The sequence below is a fragment of the Streptococcus sp. ZY171113 genome, assembly GCF_057748235.1.
The window spans coordinates 455,825-471,472 of the sequence record NZ_CM173243.1 but is presented as its reverse complement, the minus strand read 5'-3'; the positions used below and the strand labels follow the sequence as shown (position 1 = coordinate 471,472).

At 49.7% G+C, this 15,648-nt stretch carries 15 protein-coding genes; 7 read left to right on the top strand and 8 right to left on the bottom strand.

The features are described 5' to 3' along the window. Positions 1–25: 25 nt before the first annotated feature. Positions 26–1,423, bottom strand: coding sequence for a Cof-type HAD-IIB family hydrolase (locus AC3ARB_RS02350; protein ID WP_488320967.1), 1,398 nt, complete (start codon positions 1,421–1,423; stop codon positions 26–28). Positions 1,424–1,492: 69 nt separating this feature from the next. Here AC3ARB_RS02350 and AC3ARB_RS02345 point away from each other — a divergent pair, with 69 nt between their 5' ends. Further along, complete coding sequence (locus AC3ARB_RS02345; RefSeq protein ID WP_488320966.1) at positions 1,493–2,449, top strand: asparaginase; 957 nt, start codon at positions 1,493–1,495, stop codon at positions 2,447–2,449. Between the two features lie 67 nt (positions 2,450–2,516). Here the strand turns inward: AC3ARB_RS02345 and AC3ARB_RS02340 are convergent, their stop codons facing one another. Next, a complete protein-coding gene (locus AC3ARB_RS02340) occupies positions 2,517–3,431 on the bottom strand; it encodes an aldo/keto reductase (protein WP_488320965.1) in 915 nt (304 codons plus the stop codon). 123 nt (positions 3,432–3,554) lie between these two features. Between AC3ARB_RS02340 and murA the strand changes: the two genes are divergently transcribed. The 6 genes from murA to AC3ARB_RS02310 all read left to right on the top strand — a co-directional run bounded on the left by murA (position 3,555) and on the right by AC3ARB_RS02310 (position 10,476). After that, entirely contained in the window at positions 3,555–4,817 is a 1,263-nt protein-coding gene (murA, locus tag AC3ARB_RS02335; RefSeq protein ID WP_488320964.1) for a UDP-N-acetylglucosamine 1-carboxyvinyltransferase, read from the top strand. Positions 4,818–5,011: 194 nt separating this feature from the next. Next, positions 5,012–5,458: a peptide-methionine (R)-S-oxide reductase MsrB gene (msrB, locus tag AC3ARB_RS02330; RefSeq protein WP_488320963.1), complete on the top strand. Its 447-nt coding sequence runs from the start codon at positions 5,012–5,014 to the stop codon at positions 5,456–5,458. After that, positions 5,455–6,222 carry an alpha/beta fold hydrolase gene (locus AC3ARB_RS02325; protein ID WP_488320962.1) on the top strand — a complete coding sequence of 256 codons (768 nt, stop codon included), beginning with the start codon at positions 5,455–5,457 and terminating at the stop codon, positions 6,220–6,222. Before msrB ends, AC3ARB_RS02325 begins: the two co-directional genes overlap by 4 nt. A gap of 392 nt (positions 6,223–6,614) precedes the next feature. Beyond that, positions 6,615–8,294: an ABC transporter ATP-binding protein gene (locus AC3ARB_RS02320; protein WP_488320961.1), complete on the top strand. Its 1,680-nt coding sequence runs from the start codon at positions 6,615–6,617 to the stop codon at positions 8,292–8,294. Positions 8,295–8,804: 510 nt separating this feature from the next. Continuing rightward, positions 8,805–9,536, top strand: a complete 732-nt coding sequence (locus tag AC3ARB_RS02315) for a DNA alkylation repair protein (protein WP_488320960.1) — start codon at positions 8,805–8,807, stop codon at positions 9,534–9,536. Between the two features lie 256 nt (positions 9,537–9,792). Further along, entirely contained in the window at positions 9,793–10,476 is a 684-nt protein-coding gene (locus AC3ARB_RS02310; protein WP_488320959.1) for a YjjG family noncanonical pyrimidine nucleotidase, read from the top strand. Positions 10,477–10,531: 55 nt separating this feature from the next. On the opposite strand, the gene AC3ARB_RS02305 is transcribed toward AC3ARB_RS02310, so the two are convergent. From AC3ARB_RS02305 to AC3ARB_RS02280, 6 genes are all read right to left on the bottom strand, one after another. After that, the gene (locus AC3ARB_RS02305) at positions 10,532–10,693 is read right to left on the bottom strand and encodes a hypothetical protein (RefSeq protein WP_488320958.1); all 162 of its coding nucleotides are present in this window, start codon (positions 10,691–10,693) and stop codon (positions 10,532–10,534) included. 6 nt (positions 10,694–10,699) lie between these two features. Beyond that, the gene (locus tag AC3ARB_RS02300) at positions 10,700–11,365 is read right to left on the bottom strand and encodes a DNA alkylation repair protein (RefSeq protein WP_488320957.1); all 666 of its coding nucleotides are present in this window, start codon (positions 11,363–11,365) and stop codon (positions 10,700–10,702) included. Positions 11,366–11,452: 87 nt separating this feature from the next. Then, a complete protein-coding gene (locus tag AC3ARB_RS02295; RefSeq protein ID WP_488320956.1) occupies positions 11,453–12,280 on the bottom strand; it encodes an exodeoxyribonuclease III in 828 nt (275 codons plus the stop codon). Positions 12,281–12,364: 84 nt separating this feature from the next. After that, on the bottom strand, positions 12,365–13,060 hold the full coding sequence (locus AC3ARB_RS02290; protein ID WP_488320955.1) for a DUF6287 domain-containing protein: 696 nt from the start codon (positions 13,058–13,060) through the stop codon (positions 12,365–12,367). 15 nt (positions 13,061–13,075) lie between these two features. Next, positions 13,076–13,717: a DUF6287 domain-containing protein gene (locus AC3ARB_RS02285; protein WP_488320954.1), complete on the bottom strand. Its 642-nt coding sequence runs from the start codon at positions 13,715–13,717 to the stop codon at positions 13,076–13,078. Positions 13,718–13,747: 30 nt separating this feature from the next. Then, positions 13,748–15,607: an SH3 domain-containing protein gene (locus AC3ARB_RS02280; RefSeq protein ID WP_488320953.1), complete on the bottom strand. Its 1,860-nt coding sequence runs from the start codon at positions 15,605–15,607 to the stop codon at positions 13,748–13,750. Between the last annotated feature and the right edge of the window lie 41 nt (positions 15,608–15,648).

Here is a 15,648-nt window from a genome sequence, read left to right as displayed (position 1 = left end):
AGCCAATTCTCAACCAGTTAGTGACTTATTCTCTTTCCTGATGAGATTTTTTTAAGGCTTTGCGAATCTGGCGGTCCAATTCCTGACGGATGTCCTTTTCTGGAGCAAACCGTTCTTCCCAGTCATCTGGCTTGAGGACCTTGCCTGTTTCTGGGTCAAAGCGTGGTCGGCCATCAGGCCATAATTTGCCCATATTAGCCTGGTGAACCCGATCAAAAAACGGTTTAGGGTCAGCCCCCATCAGCACAAAAGAGCCGTAGGTGAAATAAAGTAGGTCTGTCAGGGCATCAACCTGACCAACCAAGGGAGACACGGCTAGGGGCTTTTGCTGGACCTTGGCCTTGGCCTGGTCCAAGGCCTCATGAGCTGCTCGGATGGCCTCGTCAAAGGCTAGTGGGTCAGTTGAGGTGTTGGCATAGAGAAATTCCACCAATTCTTCAAGCTGAAAACCAACCCGACGGCTGGCAGCTGACAGGTCAAAGGCCTGGGGAACTTCTCTGGTTTCCTGGTCCATGACCTGATGAAAGGCCTTGACCTTGTTGAAGTTGTCATCGTCAGAGACAAAGGTCTCCTGATTTGGCAGTTGGATGAGGCCGTAATGGAACAAGGCTTGGGCAATGCCGTCCCGGTTGTTATTGGTGGTTTGGTACTTGGCCAAACCAGCCAAATCTTGACTGGCATTACCCATGGCCACACCGATACCAACATTGCTCAACATCTCTCTATCGTTGTCGGAATCCCCAAAGGCCATGACCTCTTCCAATTCAAAGCCAAAATGCTCCGCCAAACGACAAATCCCTCTGAGCTTGGACTGGTTCTTGCTGATGACATCCGCTGAATAAGCACTGCTTCTGGTGACGGTCAGGTTGGCAAAACTCTCTGCTAGGGCCTGACCTTTTTCCTGGCTCACCACCATGACCACCTGATAGACAGGCTCGGTCAGCAGGGACTTCAATTTATCGTAATTTTGCGGTTTTAGGGTACGAACACCGTGCTTGAAGACCCGCTCAAGGGTTCGGCTCCAAGACTTGGGCAAGAGGGTCGCCAAAATCTGTGCCTTGGTCTGGGTTCCCATGTGGATAAGCCCTGACCCCATCAGGCCAGAAGCCATGCCAAAAGACAGGTCAATCCGACGGCTCTTAGCGTATTGCATGAGGGCAAATAGCACCGTTTTGGGCAAAGGATTGGCATAAATCACCTCGTCACGGGTCATCACATATTGGCCGTTGTAGGTCACTGCAAAATCCAGCCCATAATTTTCCATGAAAGGTGCCGCAAAAGCAGGACCCCGACCAGTCGCCAGACCAACCAAAATCCCATCTTTTTTCAGCTCACGAATGGCTTGCTCAGTTGACCGCTGCACCCGCTTGCCATCAGTCAAGAGGGTCCCGTCAATATCAAAAAACACCGCTTTAATTGCCAAATTTCTACCCCTTTCTCCGCTTCCTATGTTACAATAGTATAGCATAATTTCAGAAAGTTTGACCACATCATGAAAAAAATCCTCGTTCTCCACACCGGAGGCACCATTTCCATGCAGGCCGACGCCCAAGGTCAGGTCCTGCCCTCTGCCACCAATCCCATGACCCAGCTGGCCCTGGACCTAGAGCTTGAGCTCATCGTCCGTGACGCCTTTAACCTGCCTAGCCCCCACATCACCTGCGACCACATGATGACCCTTTATGGCCTCATTCGGGACATGGCTGAGCAGGTAGATGGTATCGTCATCACCCACGGCACGGATACCCTGGAAGAAACGGCTTATTTCCTGGACACCCTGGCGGTTCCCAATATTCCTATCGTCCTGACAGGTGCCATGCGGAGCTCCAACGAACTGGGCAGCGACGGCATTTACAACTACCTTTCAGCCCTCCGCGTAGCCAGCCACGACAAGAGCCGAGACAAGGGGGTTCTAGTGGTCATGAACGACGAAATCCACGCCGCCAAGTATGTGACCAAGACCCACACCACCAACGTTTCCACCTTCCAAACCCCAACCCACGGTCCCTTGGGCATTATCATGAAAAACGACATCCTCTTTTTCAAAACAGCGGAGCCCAGAGTCCGCTTTGACCTGGACCAGATCACCGGCAACGTCCCCATCATCAAGGCCTATGCCGGTATGGGGGACTACCTGATTAGTCTCCTGACCCCAGACACCGTGGACGGTCTGGTTATCGAGGCCCTGGGGGCAGGCAACCTGCCACCAGAGGCCACCGCCGCCCTCCAGCCCCTACTCGACCAGGGAGTGCCTGTTGTCCTTGTTTCCCGCTGCTTCAACGGCATTGCTGAACCCGTTTACGGCTATGCGGGTGGCGGGGTTGACCTAGCCAAGAAAGGGGTCCTCTTCGTCAAGGAACTCAATGCCCAAAAGGCCCGAATCAAGCTCCTCATGGCTCTCAATGCTGGCCTAACAGGGCAGGAACTGGCTGACTATATCCAGGGCTAAGCCACCCCACGACTTGATTAAAGCAGACAACAAAAAAAATCGCCGACCTTTCGGCGATTTTTTTGTGTTAAGGTAGGCTGTTGCCTGCACTGCGGTAGATGGCATACCAGTCCTCACGGGACAGGTTCACATACTGGCTCTGCATCATCTTGGCAAGCCTATCTGGGTTCATAGTTCCCAGGAGAACCTGCATCTTAGCTGGGTGGCGGAGAATCCAAGCCACTACAATCGCCTCACGGCTCACCCCATATTGCTGGGCATAGGTATCCAAGGTGGCCGTCAAGTCAGCATAGTCGGGATGGTTAAAGAAAATTCCCTCGGCCAAATCGACTTGGAAAGGCGACCAGGCCTGAATGGTCACTTTTTTCAGGCGGCAATAGTCCAGAACACCTCCATCACGGTTGATGCCTGAGCTATTGAGCATGTTGACGTTGAGGCCGCTATCAATCATCGGGGTATGGGCTGGCGACAGCTGGAGCTGGTTGACCGCCAGAGGCTGGTCTAAATAAGACTGGAGCAATTCCATCTGGTAGGGGTTCTGGTTGCTGACCCCAAAGTGTCTGACCTTGCCAGACTTTTTGAGCTGATAGAAGGCCTCCGCCACTTCTTCTGGTTCCATGAGGGCATCTGGTCGGTGGAGGGCCAGAATGTCCAGATAGTCTGTATTGAGCCGCTCCAAAATCCCATCCACAGAGGTCAAAATGTGGTCCTTGGAAAAGTCAAAAAATCCTGGTCGGATGCCACACTTAGACTGGATAATCAAGTCCTCCCGCTTGAGGCCCAGCTCTGCCATTGCGTCAGCAAAACGCCGCTCCGACTCGCCCTTGCCGTAGATGTCAGCGTGATCGAAAAAGTTAATGCCGAGGTCCAGGCTCGTGGCCAGAACCTCCTTGGCGGCTGCAACGTCCAGGCCAGCCATCCGCATGCAGCCCAGGGCTAGCCGTGAGCCCTTGAGGCCCGTTTGTCCAATGTCTTGTAACATGTGCTACCTCCTTTTCTTTTATTATAGCAGAAAATCATCACCTGTGATTATCTCCAATTGTCAAATTTTTTGAAATATGATAGAATGGTGAGGTTGAATTTTTTGAGTGAAAGAAACAAAGATATGCGAAAAATAGTAATCAAGGGGGGGCGTCCCCTCAAGGGTGAAGTCGCTGTTTCAGGGGCTAAAAACTCTGTTGTTGCCCTGATTCCAGCCCTTATCCTGGCTGATCAAGAGGTGATTTTGGATAGTGTCCCTGACCTGAGCGATGTTGTTCACTTGATTGACATGCTCGAACTTCTGGGGGCTCAGGTTGACCGCCAAGGCGAAACCCTCAAGGTCCATCCAGGTCAACTGAAAAACACCCACATCCCAGCGGATAAAATTAGTAAACTTCGGGCTTCCTACTACTTCTACGGCAGCCTTTTAGGTCGCTTTGGCCATGCTGAAGTTGGTCAGCCTGGTGGTTGTGATTTGGGCCCACGTCCGATTGACCTCCACCTCAAGGCCTTTGAAGCCATGGGAGCAACCATCAGCTACGCAGGTGAAAACATGATTCTCTCGACGGGCGGTAAACGCCTCAAGGGAGCTCACATTTTCATGGACACCGTGAGCGTTGGGGCAACCATCAACACCATGATTGCCGCAGTCCTGGCTGAAGGCAAGACAACCATTGACAATGCTGCGCGTGAACCTGAAATCATTGATTTGGCCATCATGCTCAACAACATGGGAGCCCATATCCGTGGGGCTGGGACAGATACCATCACCATCGAAGGCGTTGAGCGATTGGGTGGCACTCGTCATCAGGTCATTCCTGACCGTATCGAGGCTGGTTCCTACATCGCTCTGGCTGCAGCTGTCGGCGAAGGCGTTCGCGTAACCAATGTTCTCTACGAACACTTGGAGAGCTTCATCGCTAAGTTGGAGGAAATGGGGGTTCGCATGACCATCGAACCCGATGCCATCTTCGTTGAAAAACAAGACCAACTCAAGGCTGTTTCCCTCATCACTTCCCCCTACCCTGGTTTTGCAACTGACCTGCAACAACCCCTGACCCCACTTCTTCTTAAAACGCAAGGACGGGGCAAGATTGTAGACACCATCTACGAAAAACGGGTCAACCATGTGCCAGAATTGGCACGCATGGGAGCTGACATCGCTGTTGTCGGCGGTCAGATTGTCTATACAGGAGGCAAAGCCTTGACTGGTGCTCCTGTCAAGGCGACCGATTTGCGGGCAGGTATTGCTATGGTAACTGCTGGGCTCATGGCCGATGGCACCACTGAAATCACCAACATCGGGCATATCCTGCGGGGCTATTCGAACATTATTGATAAATTACAGGCCTTGGGAGCAGACATCAGTCTGATTGACGAGGACTAATTAGGGTTGGGACCACGTGTCCCAGCCTTTTTGTCTCCGCTTGAGGTCAGTCCGTTAGCAACTGACCCGTTCTGAACAGTTTTGACAAGAATGGCTTTGGCTGCCCCATAGCGAGGGACAACACTGCCTAAGGTGTCCAATTCAGGAAAATTATGTTACAATTTAGTCAAGACGTTTATAAGGAGAAAACAAACATGGTAGAAAGCAAAGAACAACTCCGAGCCAGAATCGGCGACCTGGCCTATCAAGTGACCCAGGAAGCAGCAACCGAGCGAGCCTTTACCGGCCAGTATGACCATTTTTTTGAAAAGGGCATCTATGTGGATGTGGTGGGAGGGGAAGTCCTCTTTTCCTCCCTCGATAAATACGACTCAGGTTGCGGTTGGCCAGCCTTTAGCCAGCCAGTCAACAACCGCTTTTTGACCCATCACGATGACCGCTCCCACAACATGCGACGCATCGAGGTCAAGAGCCGAGAAAGCCAGTCCCACCTGGGCCATGTGTTTAACGACGGTCCCATGGATAAGGGAGGCTTACGCTACTGCATCAACTCAGCTGCCCTACGTTTTATCCCCTACGAGGACATGGCGGAGCAAGGCTACGGTGACTGGCTCAGCCTCTTTGAGGAGGAGCGGTCATGAGGTCAGTTTACTTCTTAGATGGTCTGGGTTCCAACCGCTACTATGCAGAGGATCTGCGGCTGGCCTTGGCTGAAGAGGGGATTCGTCTGATTTACCTACCCCTGCCGGGTCACCCAGACAACTTAGACACCCAGCTGACCTGCAAGGAAGATGTTCTGGACTGGTTACGGGCTGTCTTACCAGAAGAACCTTGCGACCTGCTCGGCTATTCTCTTGGAGCGGATTTGGCGGCAGCTTTTGCCCACCACCACCCTGAGCGAGTGAGCCGTCTGGTCCTTTTGGATGGGGGCTGCTTTGACCTCTCAGCCCTGCCCTTGGCGGCGGAGTTGGAGGGAGCCCAGGCCTATCTGGATGCTCAGGTTTTTGGGGACATGGCAGAGCACCTGAACCAAGCTCGAGCTGGGCACCAAGCCTGGTCAGCCAACCTTGAACGGGCCGAGCAAGAGGCTTACGCCTTTAAGGAGGCCAGCGACCTCTACCAACTCAAGCTAACTCCTGAAACCATCCTGGCTCTCCTAACCTACCGCAGGGCGTTTGGCTTGACTTTGCAAGCAGCTGATTATCAGGTGCCCACTCATGTCATCATCAGCGACCAACCAGAGGAGACCCTAGCAGCCAAGTTAACCGTTTTGTCTGCGACAGGCAGTTGGGTCACGCATGAGGTCTTTGCAGGGGCTGGACATGATGTTTACATGGTTTACCCTCAAGAAACGGCTGGACGGGTTGCGGTAGCTTTTAGGCGGGAGAAAGAGATGGACGATTAACCGGATGATTGGAAGACCACAGATAGATAAGAGTGACTAACTGGTTTTGCCAAAACGCCCAAGCTCATGCTCAAACTTAAAGAATCAACTTCAGAATTCAAAAAGAGGCTGGGACAAAAGTCCTAAACCCAATATCAAAAACGAACAAAGAAGGATTTCTGAAAATCAGAACCACTCTTTGTTCGCCTTTTTTGTTTCATCAGGGGATAATTGTATAAGATTTCGAAAACTCAAAATCTTTTTGTCCCAGCCTCCCTTTCAATCAATTGAAAAGCAAAATCGTCTGAAACTTCAAAAAAAACAGAAGATTGTTGACAATAATTCTGAAAACGTTATAATAAACTTGTAAGTGCTTCTCAAGAGCAGATGAGAATAATCAAAGGAGTTATTTTATGAAGAAAACCTTTATTCGTGTAGACACCCTCATGATTTTGGGTGGGATTTTACTAGTCCTTTCAAGTGGTTTAGCCCTACTCATTCCTCTGGCCTTAAAGGGGCTGATTGACCACAAGGGTGGCAGCCTCAGCGTGGGCAGTTTGCTTATGGTGATCGGCTTGTTTATCGGCCAGGCCCTCTTGGTCTCCCTGGGCAACTACCTCTTTGCCCGATCTGGTGAAGGCCAGGTGGCCAGTTTACGTCAAACGGTCAGCCAGCACCTAATCACTGCCCCCAAGCCCTTTTTTGATAATCGCAAGAGCGGTGAGCTAGCCTCTCGGATTGTCAATGACACGGCAACCATTCGTGAGTTTGTCGTGACGAATCTGCCCTTTTTCATCGCCAGCCTGGTCACGCTGGTGGGGACAGCAGGTGTCTTGTTCTACCTGGATTGGAAACTCTCCCTGGTTCTGCTCCTAGGCCTACCCCTGATGTCGCTCTTCATCATTCCCTTGTCAGCTTTTGGCAACAAATACGCCAAAATCCTCCAAGACGAGACCAGCCGCTTGACAGGGGAGTTGACCGAACAGTTTCAAGAAATCGAGCTGGTCAAAAGCCAAGGGGCGGAAGAGCAAACCAAAGCCTTTCTAGGCCAACAAATCGAGAAGATGAGAAAGGTTGCTGTCACCGCGGATTTGGTCGCAGCCTGCAACTCGCCTTTTGGCCTGCTCTTTATTTTTGGGACGGTGGCCATTATCTTTACCTACGGTGGCCAGCGGGTGGCTGCGGGCAGTTTGACCGTCGGTACCCTGGTTTCTTTTCTCATCTACCTCTTCCAACTGCTCAATCCAGTTGGTGGCCTGTCAGGATTTTTTACTGCTAGGGCAAAAGTGGCAGGGGCAACAGCTGCCTTGGTCCAGCTCTTGGAGGTCACTCCTGAGCCATTAGACGGTGGGATTGAGCCAGGTTCAGGCGACCTGGTCTTTGAGCAGGTATCTTTCTCTTACCAAGCAGAAACACCTGTCTTGGACGGCGTTGATTTGGTCTTTCCGCAAGGCAAAAAAATTGCCCTGGTTGGGCCGTCTGGGTCAGGAAAATCCACCATTTTCCACTTGATTGAACGTTTTTATCCCCTTTCATCAGGTCGCATCCTCTTAGGTGGACAGGACATTGCCAGCTTTGCCTTGGCCAGCTGGCGGCAAAAATTGGCCTTGGTTTCCCAAAACGCTGCGGTTTTCTCAGGCAGTATTCGGGACAACCTTTGCTACGGTTTGAACAGAGAGGTCAGTGACGCAGAGCTTTACGAGGCTCTGGACAAGGCGGCTCTCTTACAAGACCTGGAACAACTGCCTGACGGTCTGGAAACAGCTGTTGGCGAACGGGGCAAGCTCTTGTCGGGTGGCCAGAAACAACGGCTTCAGATTGCCAGAGCCTATTTGCGGCAGGCTGACATTATCCTCTTTGATGAAGCGACGGCCAATCTGGATGCGGATGCTGAGTATGCGGTAACCCAAAGCCTCAATGCGGTCGCAGCCGAAAAGACAGTCATCGTTATCGCCCACCGCTTGTCAACGGTTGTTGATGCCGACATCATCTATGTCATTGAAAACCATCAGGTGACCGGAGCAGGCAAGCACAGCCAGCTCTTGGAAAGCCATGATACCTATGCCCGTTTCGTGGCAGAACAAATGCTCTGATTACATAAAGGCACAACTGGTCTGACGGTCAGTTGTGTTTTATGTTATAATAGAAGCAATCACGGATTAGGAGACTTGCGATGCCTTATACTCATTTATTTTTCGAAATTTGTAGAAGTTAAATGATACAAATAAACGATTAAAATCCATTGAAATAGCTTGGTTTCAAGGCTTTTTAGCTGTTCTTAAGGATGATAGGAAACTTTTTTGTAATGGTAGTACATCTTATAATATTTATTCAAAATTAATCGTTAGAAAGTGTCAAATCGTTAAATAGTATCATTGATTCTCTAAAGACACATCATGTCGAGTGTATACTATTTCAGATAGACAAGTGCTGTTGGAAAATTTTTCTTTAGGTATTATTTGAATATCTTCAGGACCAAGACAAAGATCGTGTGAAAAGGGTCATTGATATTGATTTAAAGATGAAGAAGCTTGAGATTGAACAGTTGAATAAAGCTTATAACTGAGGGTAAAAAATAAAAATAAAAAAAGGAGAGAAAGGATATGGTTAAGAAGCAAGAAAATCAAGATATAGTGCTTACAGCCGAGGCTTTTATCGATACCCTAAAGGAGCTTAAGACGGAAAAAGAGCTCAAGAAGCTCGAGAAGTATTTCAAAGGAGAAGACAAGGAGACTCAAGCCTTTGGGGTGAAATTTGGGGATGTATTTAAAATCGCTAAAAAGTATAAGTCTATGTCTATTGAAGAAATTGAAAAGCTTCTCGAAAGCAAATACTACGAAATCCGAATGGGTGCAGTAAGCATTATGGATTATCAAGCCAAGGACAAGAAGACTACACCCGAGAAGAAAAAAGAACTCTTTGATCTCTATTTAAGAAGACATGATCGACTTAACAATTGGGATTTTGTAGATCGGGGAGCCTATAACATAATTGGAGAGTATCTGATTGATAAGGATAGAAAAATCCTATATCAGCTTGCCGAATCTGATGCCCCCTGGGAGAGAAGAACGGCAATTGTCAGCACCTACGCCTTCATTAAGAAAGGACAGGTGGAGGATACCTTTAAGATTGCTGAAATTCTTTTATACGATGAACATGAACTCATCAACAAGGCTGTAGGTAGCTGGATTAGAGAAGCAGGTAAGAAGGACAGGGAGAAATTGTTGGCATTTCTAGCTCAACACGGGAAGTCCATGCCCCGGGTGACCCTCCGGATGGCAATAGAAAAACTAGATCCAGAGCAAAGGGATTATTATATGAAACTAAAACCATAGTTACAACACAAGAGGGGCACTTCAAACCGTCCCCTTGTGATCCTGGAGGGGCCCTTTTGTATTGGTAAATAGCATATAATATTCATTAGATTTAGGTCAGGATTAGATATTGTAGCATAGAAAAGGGAAGCGGTCATACATTAGTAGGTGTGACCGCTTTTTTTGTTTTGTGGTATAATGAAGTTATAGAATGGGTCGGGTAATTTTGCACCCCCTTAAAGCCATTTGCACCCCCCTAGAAAGGAAAATCCCTAAATTGTATTACAAATTTCTACTCTTCGACCTAGACCACACCCTGCTGGACTTTGACGCAGCAGAGGAGGTGGCCTTGGACCTGCTCCTGGCCCAGTATGGGGTGGCCGACCCTGAGGCCTATAAGGCCGTCTATCGCCCCATCAACCGCCAGCTCTGGCGGGACCTGGAGCAGGGGCAAATCACCAAAAAAGACCTGGTTAACAGCCGTTTTGCCCGCCTCTTTGCTCACTTTGGTCAGACCGTGGATGGGGCTGAGTTGGCTCAGGCCTATGAGCAGCAACTGAGCCAGCAGGGCCAGACCTATGACGGGGCGGAAGCTCTGCTATTGACCCTAAAAGCCCGTGGCTACAAGCTCTACGCCGCCACCAACGGCGTGGCTGCCATCCAAAAGGGCCGCCTGGCCGCTTCGGGGCTGGGCCCCCTCTTTGAGGCCGTCTTCATCTCCGAGGAGCTGGGGCACAACAAGCCCGACGCCCGCTTTTTCGGGAAAATGGCCGAGCAGATTGAAGGTTTTGACCGCTCAACCAGCCTCATGATTGGGGATAACCAGCTGGCGGACATCAAGGGGGCTGCCGTTTTTGGTCTAGACACCGCCTACTACAACCCTCAGGGCAAGCCCCTAGACGTTGGGGTGGAGCCAAACCATGTCCTGACCAGCTACCAAGACTTACTTGAGTTATTATAAAAAGAGCCTGCGGGCTCTTTTTAATCTGTCATGGCGACTAGGGTATCACCATCAATCACAAAACCGTAGGGGCAATGGTGGCATCTTCTTTGGTGGGAACGTAGATGTTCAAAAAACGGTTTTCTGCTAAGGCGACCTCGAATTGTTCCATGTCAAAAATGGTTGCCTCACTTTCAGGGGCAAAACCGTAGTGCCTAGTTCTAAGATATCTTTTCATCTCATCTTACTCCTCCAAATGTTTCATGGCCTCCCTGATGGATAGGGGAGTCAGTTGGTCTCGGTGGTCAGCCACAAAGGCTCTAACCCAGTCAGGCTTGTGCCTGGCGTAGTCTCGTAAGGCCCAGCCGATAGCCTTGTTGATAAAAAATTCTGTCTGTCCTAGGTTTAGCTGAATGATGTGGGCTAGAAGCTCGGTATCGGTTTGGCCTTTTCGCCCCAGTTGGTGGATGATGGCTGTTCGTCTTAGCCAAAAATCATCTGCCACTGCCCAATCCAGAATGAGCTGGCGAGCTGCTTGGCTCCGTAAAGCTAATTGTCCCAGACTTGGGGCCAGGCTGTCGATGGTCTCCCACCATTGCTGGGTCTTAAAGAAAGGGATAAGTCGGGGCAGGTCGGCCGCTGACAAGTCCTTACTCCTGTCCCTCAGGTAATCACAGACAAAATAATCCAGTTCTCGGTAGGGAGTGGCCCAAGCGGCCTCAAGCAAGTCCCAATCGAAAACCTGGTTTTTCTTGTCTTGGGCAATGATGGCCTTGTAGAGCTGGCGGCGTTGGGGAGCTGGAACCCCATAGAAAACAAAGTGGTGGCGGACATAGGCCGCCATTTTTTCAGCTTTTTTGGGATCAGCTGCGGCTTCAAAGGCTGTTTGGAGCTGAGTTAGTCTGGTCATGGTGGCTTGCCTTTCTATTCGGGCAGTTAAGAGGACCTGGCAAAGCCAGGTCCTCTTAGGGTGTTAGCTCTGCTATTGCCCCAAACCCTAGAGGCCAATCTCCATAACAATCGGGGTATGGTCCTGACGGGCTCCTGAATCAATCATCTCTGATTTGGTTACCTTGTCGGCGATGCGGTCGCTGGTCAGCCAGTAGTCAATCCGCCAGCCCGTGTTGTTAATCTTGCTGGTCCGGCTGCGTTGGGCCCACCAGGTGTAGGCGTTTGGCACATCGCCATGGAGGTGGCGGAAGGTGTCGGTGAAACCGCGGTTCAGGAGGTTGGTGAAGCCTTCACGCTCCTCGTCGGTAAAGCCAGGTGACTGGCGGTTGCTGGCTGGGTTGGCCAGGTCGATTTCCTTGTGGGCCACGTTGTAGTCACCGGTCGCCAAAACAGGCTTGATGGCATCCAGTTGGGCCAGGTAGTCGGCGTATTTGGCATCCCAGATTTGGCGGTCAGCTAGGCGTTTGAGACCATCTCCAGCATTTGGGGTGTAAACCTGGGTGACGAAGAAGTCGTCAAATTCCAAAGTGATGATGCGGCCTTCGCAGTCCATGGTTGTTGGTGAGCCGATTTCTGGGTAGGTGACAACTGGACTCAAGTCCTTGCGGTAGAGGAACATGGTGCCAGCGTAACCCTTACGAGCAGGCTCGCAAGAGGACCGCCAAACAATAGTATGGTCTGGGAAGTAGCCTTCCAAAATCTCAATGTGCTTTTTAGTTGGTCCCTTGTCAGAGAGTTTGGTTTCCTGAATGGCGATGATGTCTGCATTTTCAGCAACCAAGGTGTCGATAACAGCACGAGATAGGAGGGCACGTGGGCTGTCGGCCGTCAGGGCAGCGTTGAGGGAATCAATGTTCCAAGAAATCAGTTTCATGTGAGGTCCTTTTCTTCTTAAAGTCCTCTCTATTATACCAAAAAGTCCCCTAAAAAGAGGACTTTGTGCCTTGGTTTTAAGACCCTATTGAGACGATTGACGGAAGAACTGTTCTTCTGGATAACCTGAGCTAATATCATGTCCAATTTCAATGTGGTCAAGATCACCAACCAAATCGTTGACATTGGCAACACCTGCTGGAACCATTACAATAACTGCACCACCAGCACGTTCTCCGTGCCGGTAAAAGCCAAGGCTACCACCTACCCGACCATTGTTGTTGAGCCTAGCTTCTTCAATCTTATGGTGAGCATTGTCATCAAAAGCCTCTCCAAAGTAGAGAACACCCTCAGCCGTTACAGTAAAGACCCATCCCTTAGCATTGGCCCAAGTGCCGGCAATAGAGCTGTAATCGCCAGAGGATAGAGCGTTTAGGTCAAAGGTTGTTGGCAAGCTGCTTGGTTCTGCCTGGACAGGACTTGATTCCTGCTCGGACTCCGTAGCGGTTGCCTCCGTTGCAACCTCTTCTGAACTGGTTTCGGAACCTTCTTCTTCAACCTGAGTCTCTGTTGAGCTCGTTTGACCAGATACCGTAGCTGCAGTTGAGCGCGTTTGACTAGCAGCTGTACTAGACTTACTAGTCACTTTAGCAGTAGCTGAGGGACTGCTACTTGGAACTGATTGAGCCTCCTTGTTCCCACAGGCAGTCAAGGTTGCCACGCTAGTCAAGAGAGTCAGGAGCAAGAGTTTTTTTGACAATGATGAGGATTGGATAGACATGAGATAATCCTTTCTCTATTGACGGAAATATTGTTCTTCTGGGTAAGCAGCATGAACCCCATGGCCAATTTCAATATGGTCCTGTTCGACAACTTCGCCCAGGATATTTGCAGCACCCGCAGGTACAATAGCTATGACGGCATTCGACCAAAAATCATCACCATGATAACTACCAACACCACCATAAACATAACCTGTCTCTGTGATACCACTTGCTCTCATATGAACAGTAAAACTGTCACCATCTGTTCTTTGAACAGTCATCTCACCGTCCGCATTAACTGTGATCACCTCTCCCTCAGCATTGGCCCAAGTACCAGCAATAGAGCTGTAATCGCCTGCGACCAGGCCGTTAACATCTAGACTTGTTGTCACAGGAGCTGCTGGCTCCTCGACTTCTGCTGCTGTTTCTTCAGTCTCGGTTTCTTCTGAATTGGCTTCGGTACTTGTTTCTTCAACCTGAGTCTCTGTTGAGCTCGTTTGACTAGCGACTGTGGCGGCAGCTGAACTAGATTTAACAGTCACTTTAGCAGCAATTGAGGCACTGCTAGCACTCGGCACAGTTTTGGCTTCCTTGTTGCCACAGGCGGTCAAGGTTGCCACGCTGGTCAAGAGGGTCAGGAGCAGGAGTTTCTTGTTGAGTGATGAATTAAGCATGGGATAATCCTTTCTTCAAATAGGAGATGATTAATTAAGAGGAATATAACGTCGTGCACCTCCATGGCTAAGGTAGCTCAGCCATTGACGACCTTCGGCAGTCACAACCCGATCATAATTAACGGTTTCACCAGCATAGTAATAGTCAAGTGTTGGACTAGCCATACTGGCTTGATTTTTAATTGGTAAAGTCTTGGTAAAGTGATAAACGCCACTTGGTGCAATCGTCATAGAAGAAACTTGTTGCCGAGTAACTTCCGTACTGGTTGCCCCTGCACCAACTTGCTTGCCATCATTTTGGACATAGTAGAGGTGAACATGGTAGGTACCTGTGTCATTTTTATGCCGACTGGTTTGTACGGAAACCTTATACGTCGAGCCTCCCTGGTGCTGGGCCCGATACCAAACAATATCATCTTGACCACCCTTATCAGACCAAACTGGCACTTGGACTTCCCGGACACCTGCCGAGTGATAAACATTAGTGATGACCACATCGAAATCACCCGTCTGACTGTTTTTATTTTGAATAGCAATGGTACCTGTTGTTGGACGAGACGGTGCTGGTGTAGCTACTGAAGTTAAGGCTTTGACGGCCACATAACTACGAATTCCTGAAAAATTGATGTAACTAAGCCAGACATGGTTCTCACTTTCTAATACCTTGTCATAGTTGACAGTCTCACCAACCTCATAAGTTCCCCGATCTGGACTAGAAAGACTTGGTGACTGTTTAATCCCCGTCCGTTTTGTAAAGGTGTAACTGCCTTGATTTGGAAAACCATGAGTCGTTCCGACGCTTGAAATTGGTGCAGTCACAACAGTTCCATGGCTCAAGTCTTTGAAATGAATGTAGCCAGTAAAGGCACTCTTATGGACTGTGCGAGTACCGTATTTAAAATCCCAGTTCGGATTATATTCTTCAACCGTCACCATGTCATTATTCACTGCCGCAACCCAAGCTACATGGCCATATTTATTCGATAGCGTTGGATCCGAAAATGCTACCGAACCGCGTGCAGGGGTAGAATCTACTCTATACCCTTCATTTTTAGCGCGATTATCCCATTCTCCCGCATGACCGTAAGCTCGTGGCAGCTCAAACTTATTAGCCGAACTTAATCGGTGAGCCACAAAAGATGTGCAGTAGCGAACATACATCCCCCAGTCATCAATGTTACTATCTGGGTCCAGATGTCGCCAACGATCTGGATAATCATCCCCAATGACCCCTGATGGTGTAGCTGAACGGGTCATGCCAAAGGAGCGGAAAGCTGTCCCTCGAGTAAATTTGGCAGGAGCTAAGTCAGTTGTTCGGGGTGATGGCTCTGGTTTTGATTCTACTGGGATAACTTGAGGTTCTGAGACTTCTTTAACGCTGGTTGCTGGATCAACTTGCCCCTTCTCCTCTTTACTCGTTGAGACTGTCTGCTCCTTAACTACAGGGGCAACTTCTACGGCTACTGGCTCAGTTGGTTTGCCGGCCTCTGCTACTGATACCGATTGAGTTGCCGGCACAGAGGCTGGCTGGGCTGGCTCCATCTCGGTTTCTTGTGGCTGGTTACCCACTTGATCCAGTGGTTGGGTCGAGCTTGGCTCAGTAGTTGGGGCTATGACTGTTTCAGTAGTTGGCGTGGCAACTGGTTCGTTAGCTAGGGCTTGATTGGCTTCAGCGGGCTGATGCTCTGAAGCTTCTGCCTCAAGTTCCTGGTCCTGCAACTGGTCTGAGCTATCGGCCACCTGTTCAGTGCTTGGTTTTGCTGCTGCCTCAAGCTGGTCAGCCGAGACTCGACTGGTTCCTAGGAACAAAAGACTGGCTACCACAACCGAGCAGACACCTACGGCATACTTACGAATGGCAAAGCGGTCTTGTTTAGATGAGTTGAACATGATTTCCTCCTCAGATAAATGATTTTTCTTGTCACTTATCT

Bases quoted from the DNA above. Each gene is read 5' to 3' on its own strand.
- AC3ARB_RS02300 (WP_488320957.1), bottom strand. From the start codon at position 11,365: ATGACCAGACTAACTCAGCTCCAAACAGCCTTTGAAGCCGCAGCTGAT.
- AC3ARB_RS02295 (WP_488320956.1), bottom strand. From the start codon at position 12,280: ATGAAACTGATTTCTTGGAACATTGATTCCCTCAACGCTGCCCTGACG.
- msrB (WP_488320963.1), top strand. From the start codon at position 5,012: ATGGTAGAAAGCAAAGAACAACTCCGAGCCAGAATCGGCGACCTGGCC.
- AC3ARB_RS02325 (WP_488320962.1), top strand. From the start codon at position 5,455: ATGAGGTCAGTTTACTTCTTAGATGGTCTGGGTTCCAACCGCTACTAT.
- AC3ARB_RS02280 (WP_488320953.1), bottom strand. From the start codon at position 15,607: ATGTTCAACTCATCTAAACAAGACCGCTTTGCCATTCGTAAGTATGCC.
- AC3ARB_RS02315 (WP_488320960.1), top strand. From the start codon at position 8,805: ATGGTTAAGAAGCAAGAAAATCAAGATATAGTGCTTACAGCCGAGGCT.
- AC3ARB_RS02340 (WP_488320965.1), bottom strand. From the start codon at position 3,431: ATGTTACAAGACATTGGACAAACGGGCCTCAAGGGCTCACGGCTAGCC.
- AC3ARB_RS02320 (WP_488320961.1), top strand. From the start codon at position 6,615: ATGAAGAAAACCTTTATTCGTGTAGACACCCTCATGATTTTGGGTGGG.
- murA (WP_488320964.1), top strand. From the start codon at position 3,555: ATGCGAAAAATAGTAATCAAGGGGGGGCGTCCCCTCAAGGGTGAAGTC.
- AC3ARB_RS02285 (WP_488320954.1), bottom strand. From the start codon at position 13,717: ATGCTTAATTCATCACTCAACAAGAAACTCCTGCTCCTGACCCTCTTG.
- AC3ARB_RS02290 (WP_488320955.1), bottom strand. From the start codon at position 13,060: ATGTCTATCCAATCCTCATCATTGTCAAAAAAACTCTTGCTCCTGACT.
- AC3ARB_RS02305 (WP_488320958.1), bottom strand. From the start codon at position 10,693: ATGAAAAGATATCTTAGAACTAGGCACTACGGTTTTGCCCCTGAAAGT.
- AC3ARB_RS02345 (WP_488320966.1), top strand. From the start codon at position 1,493: ATGAAAAAAATCCTCGTTCTCCACACCGGAGGCACCATTTCCATGCAG.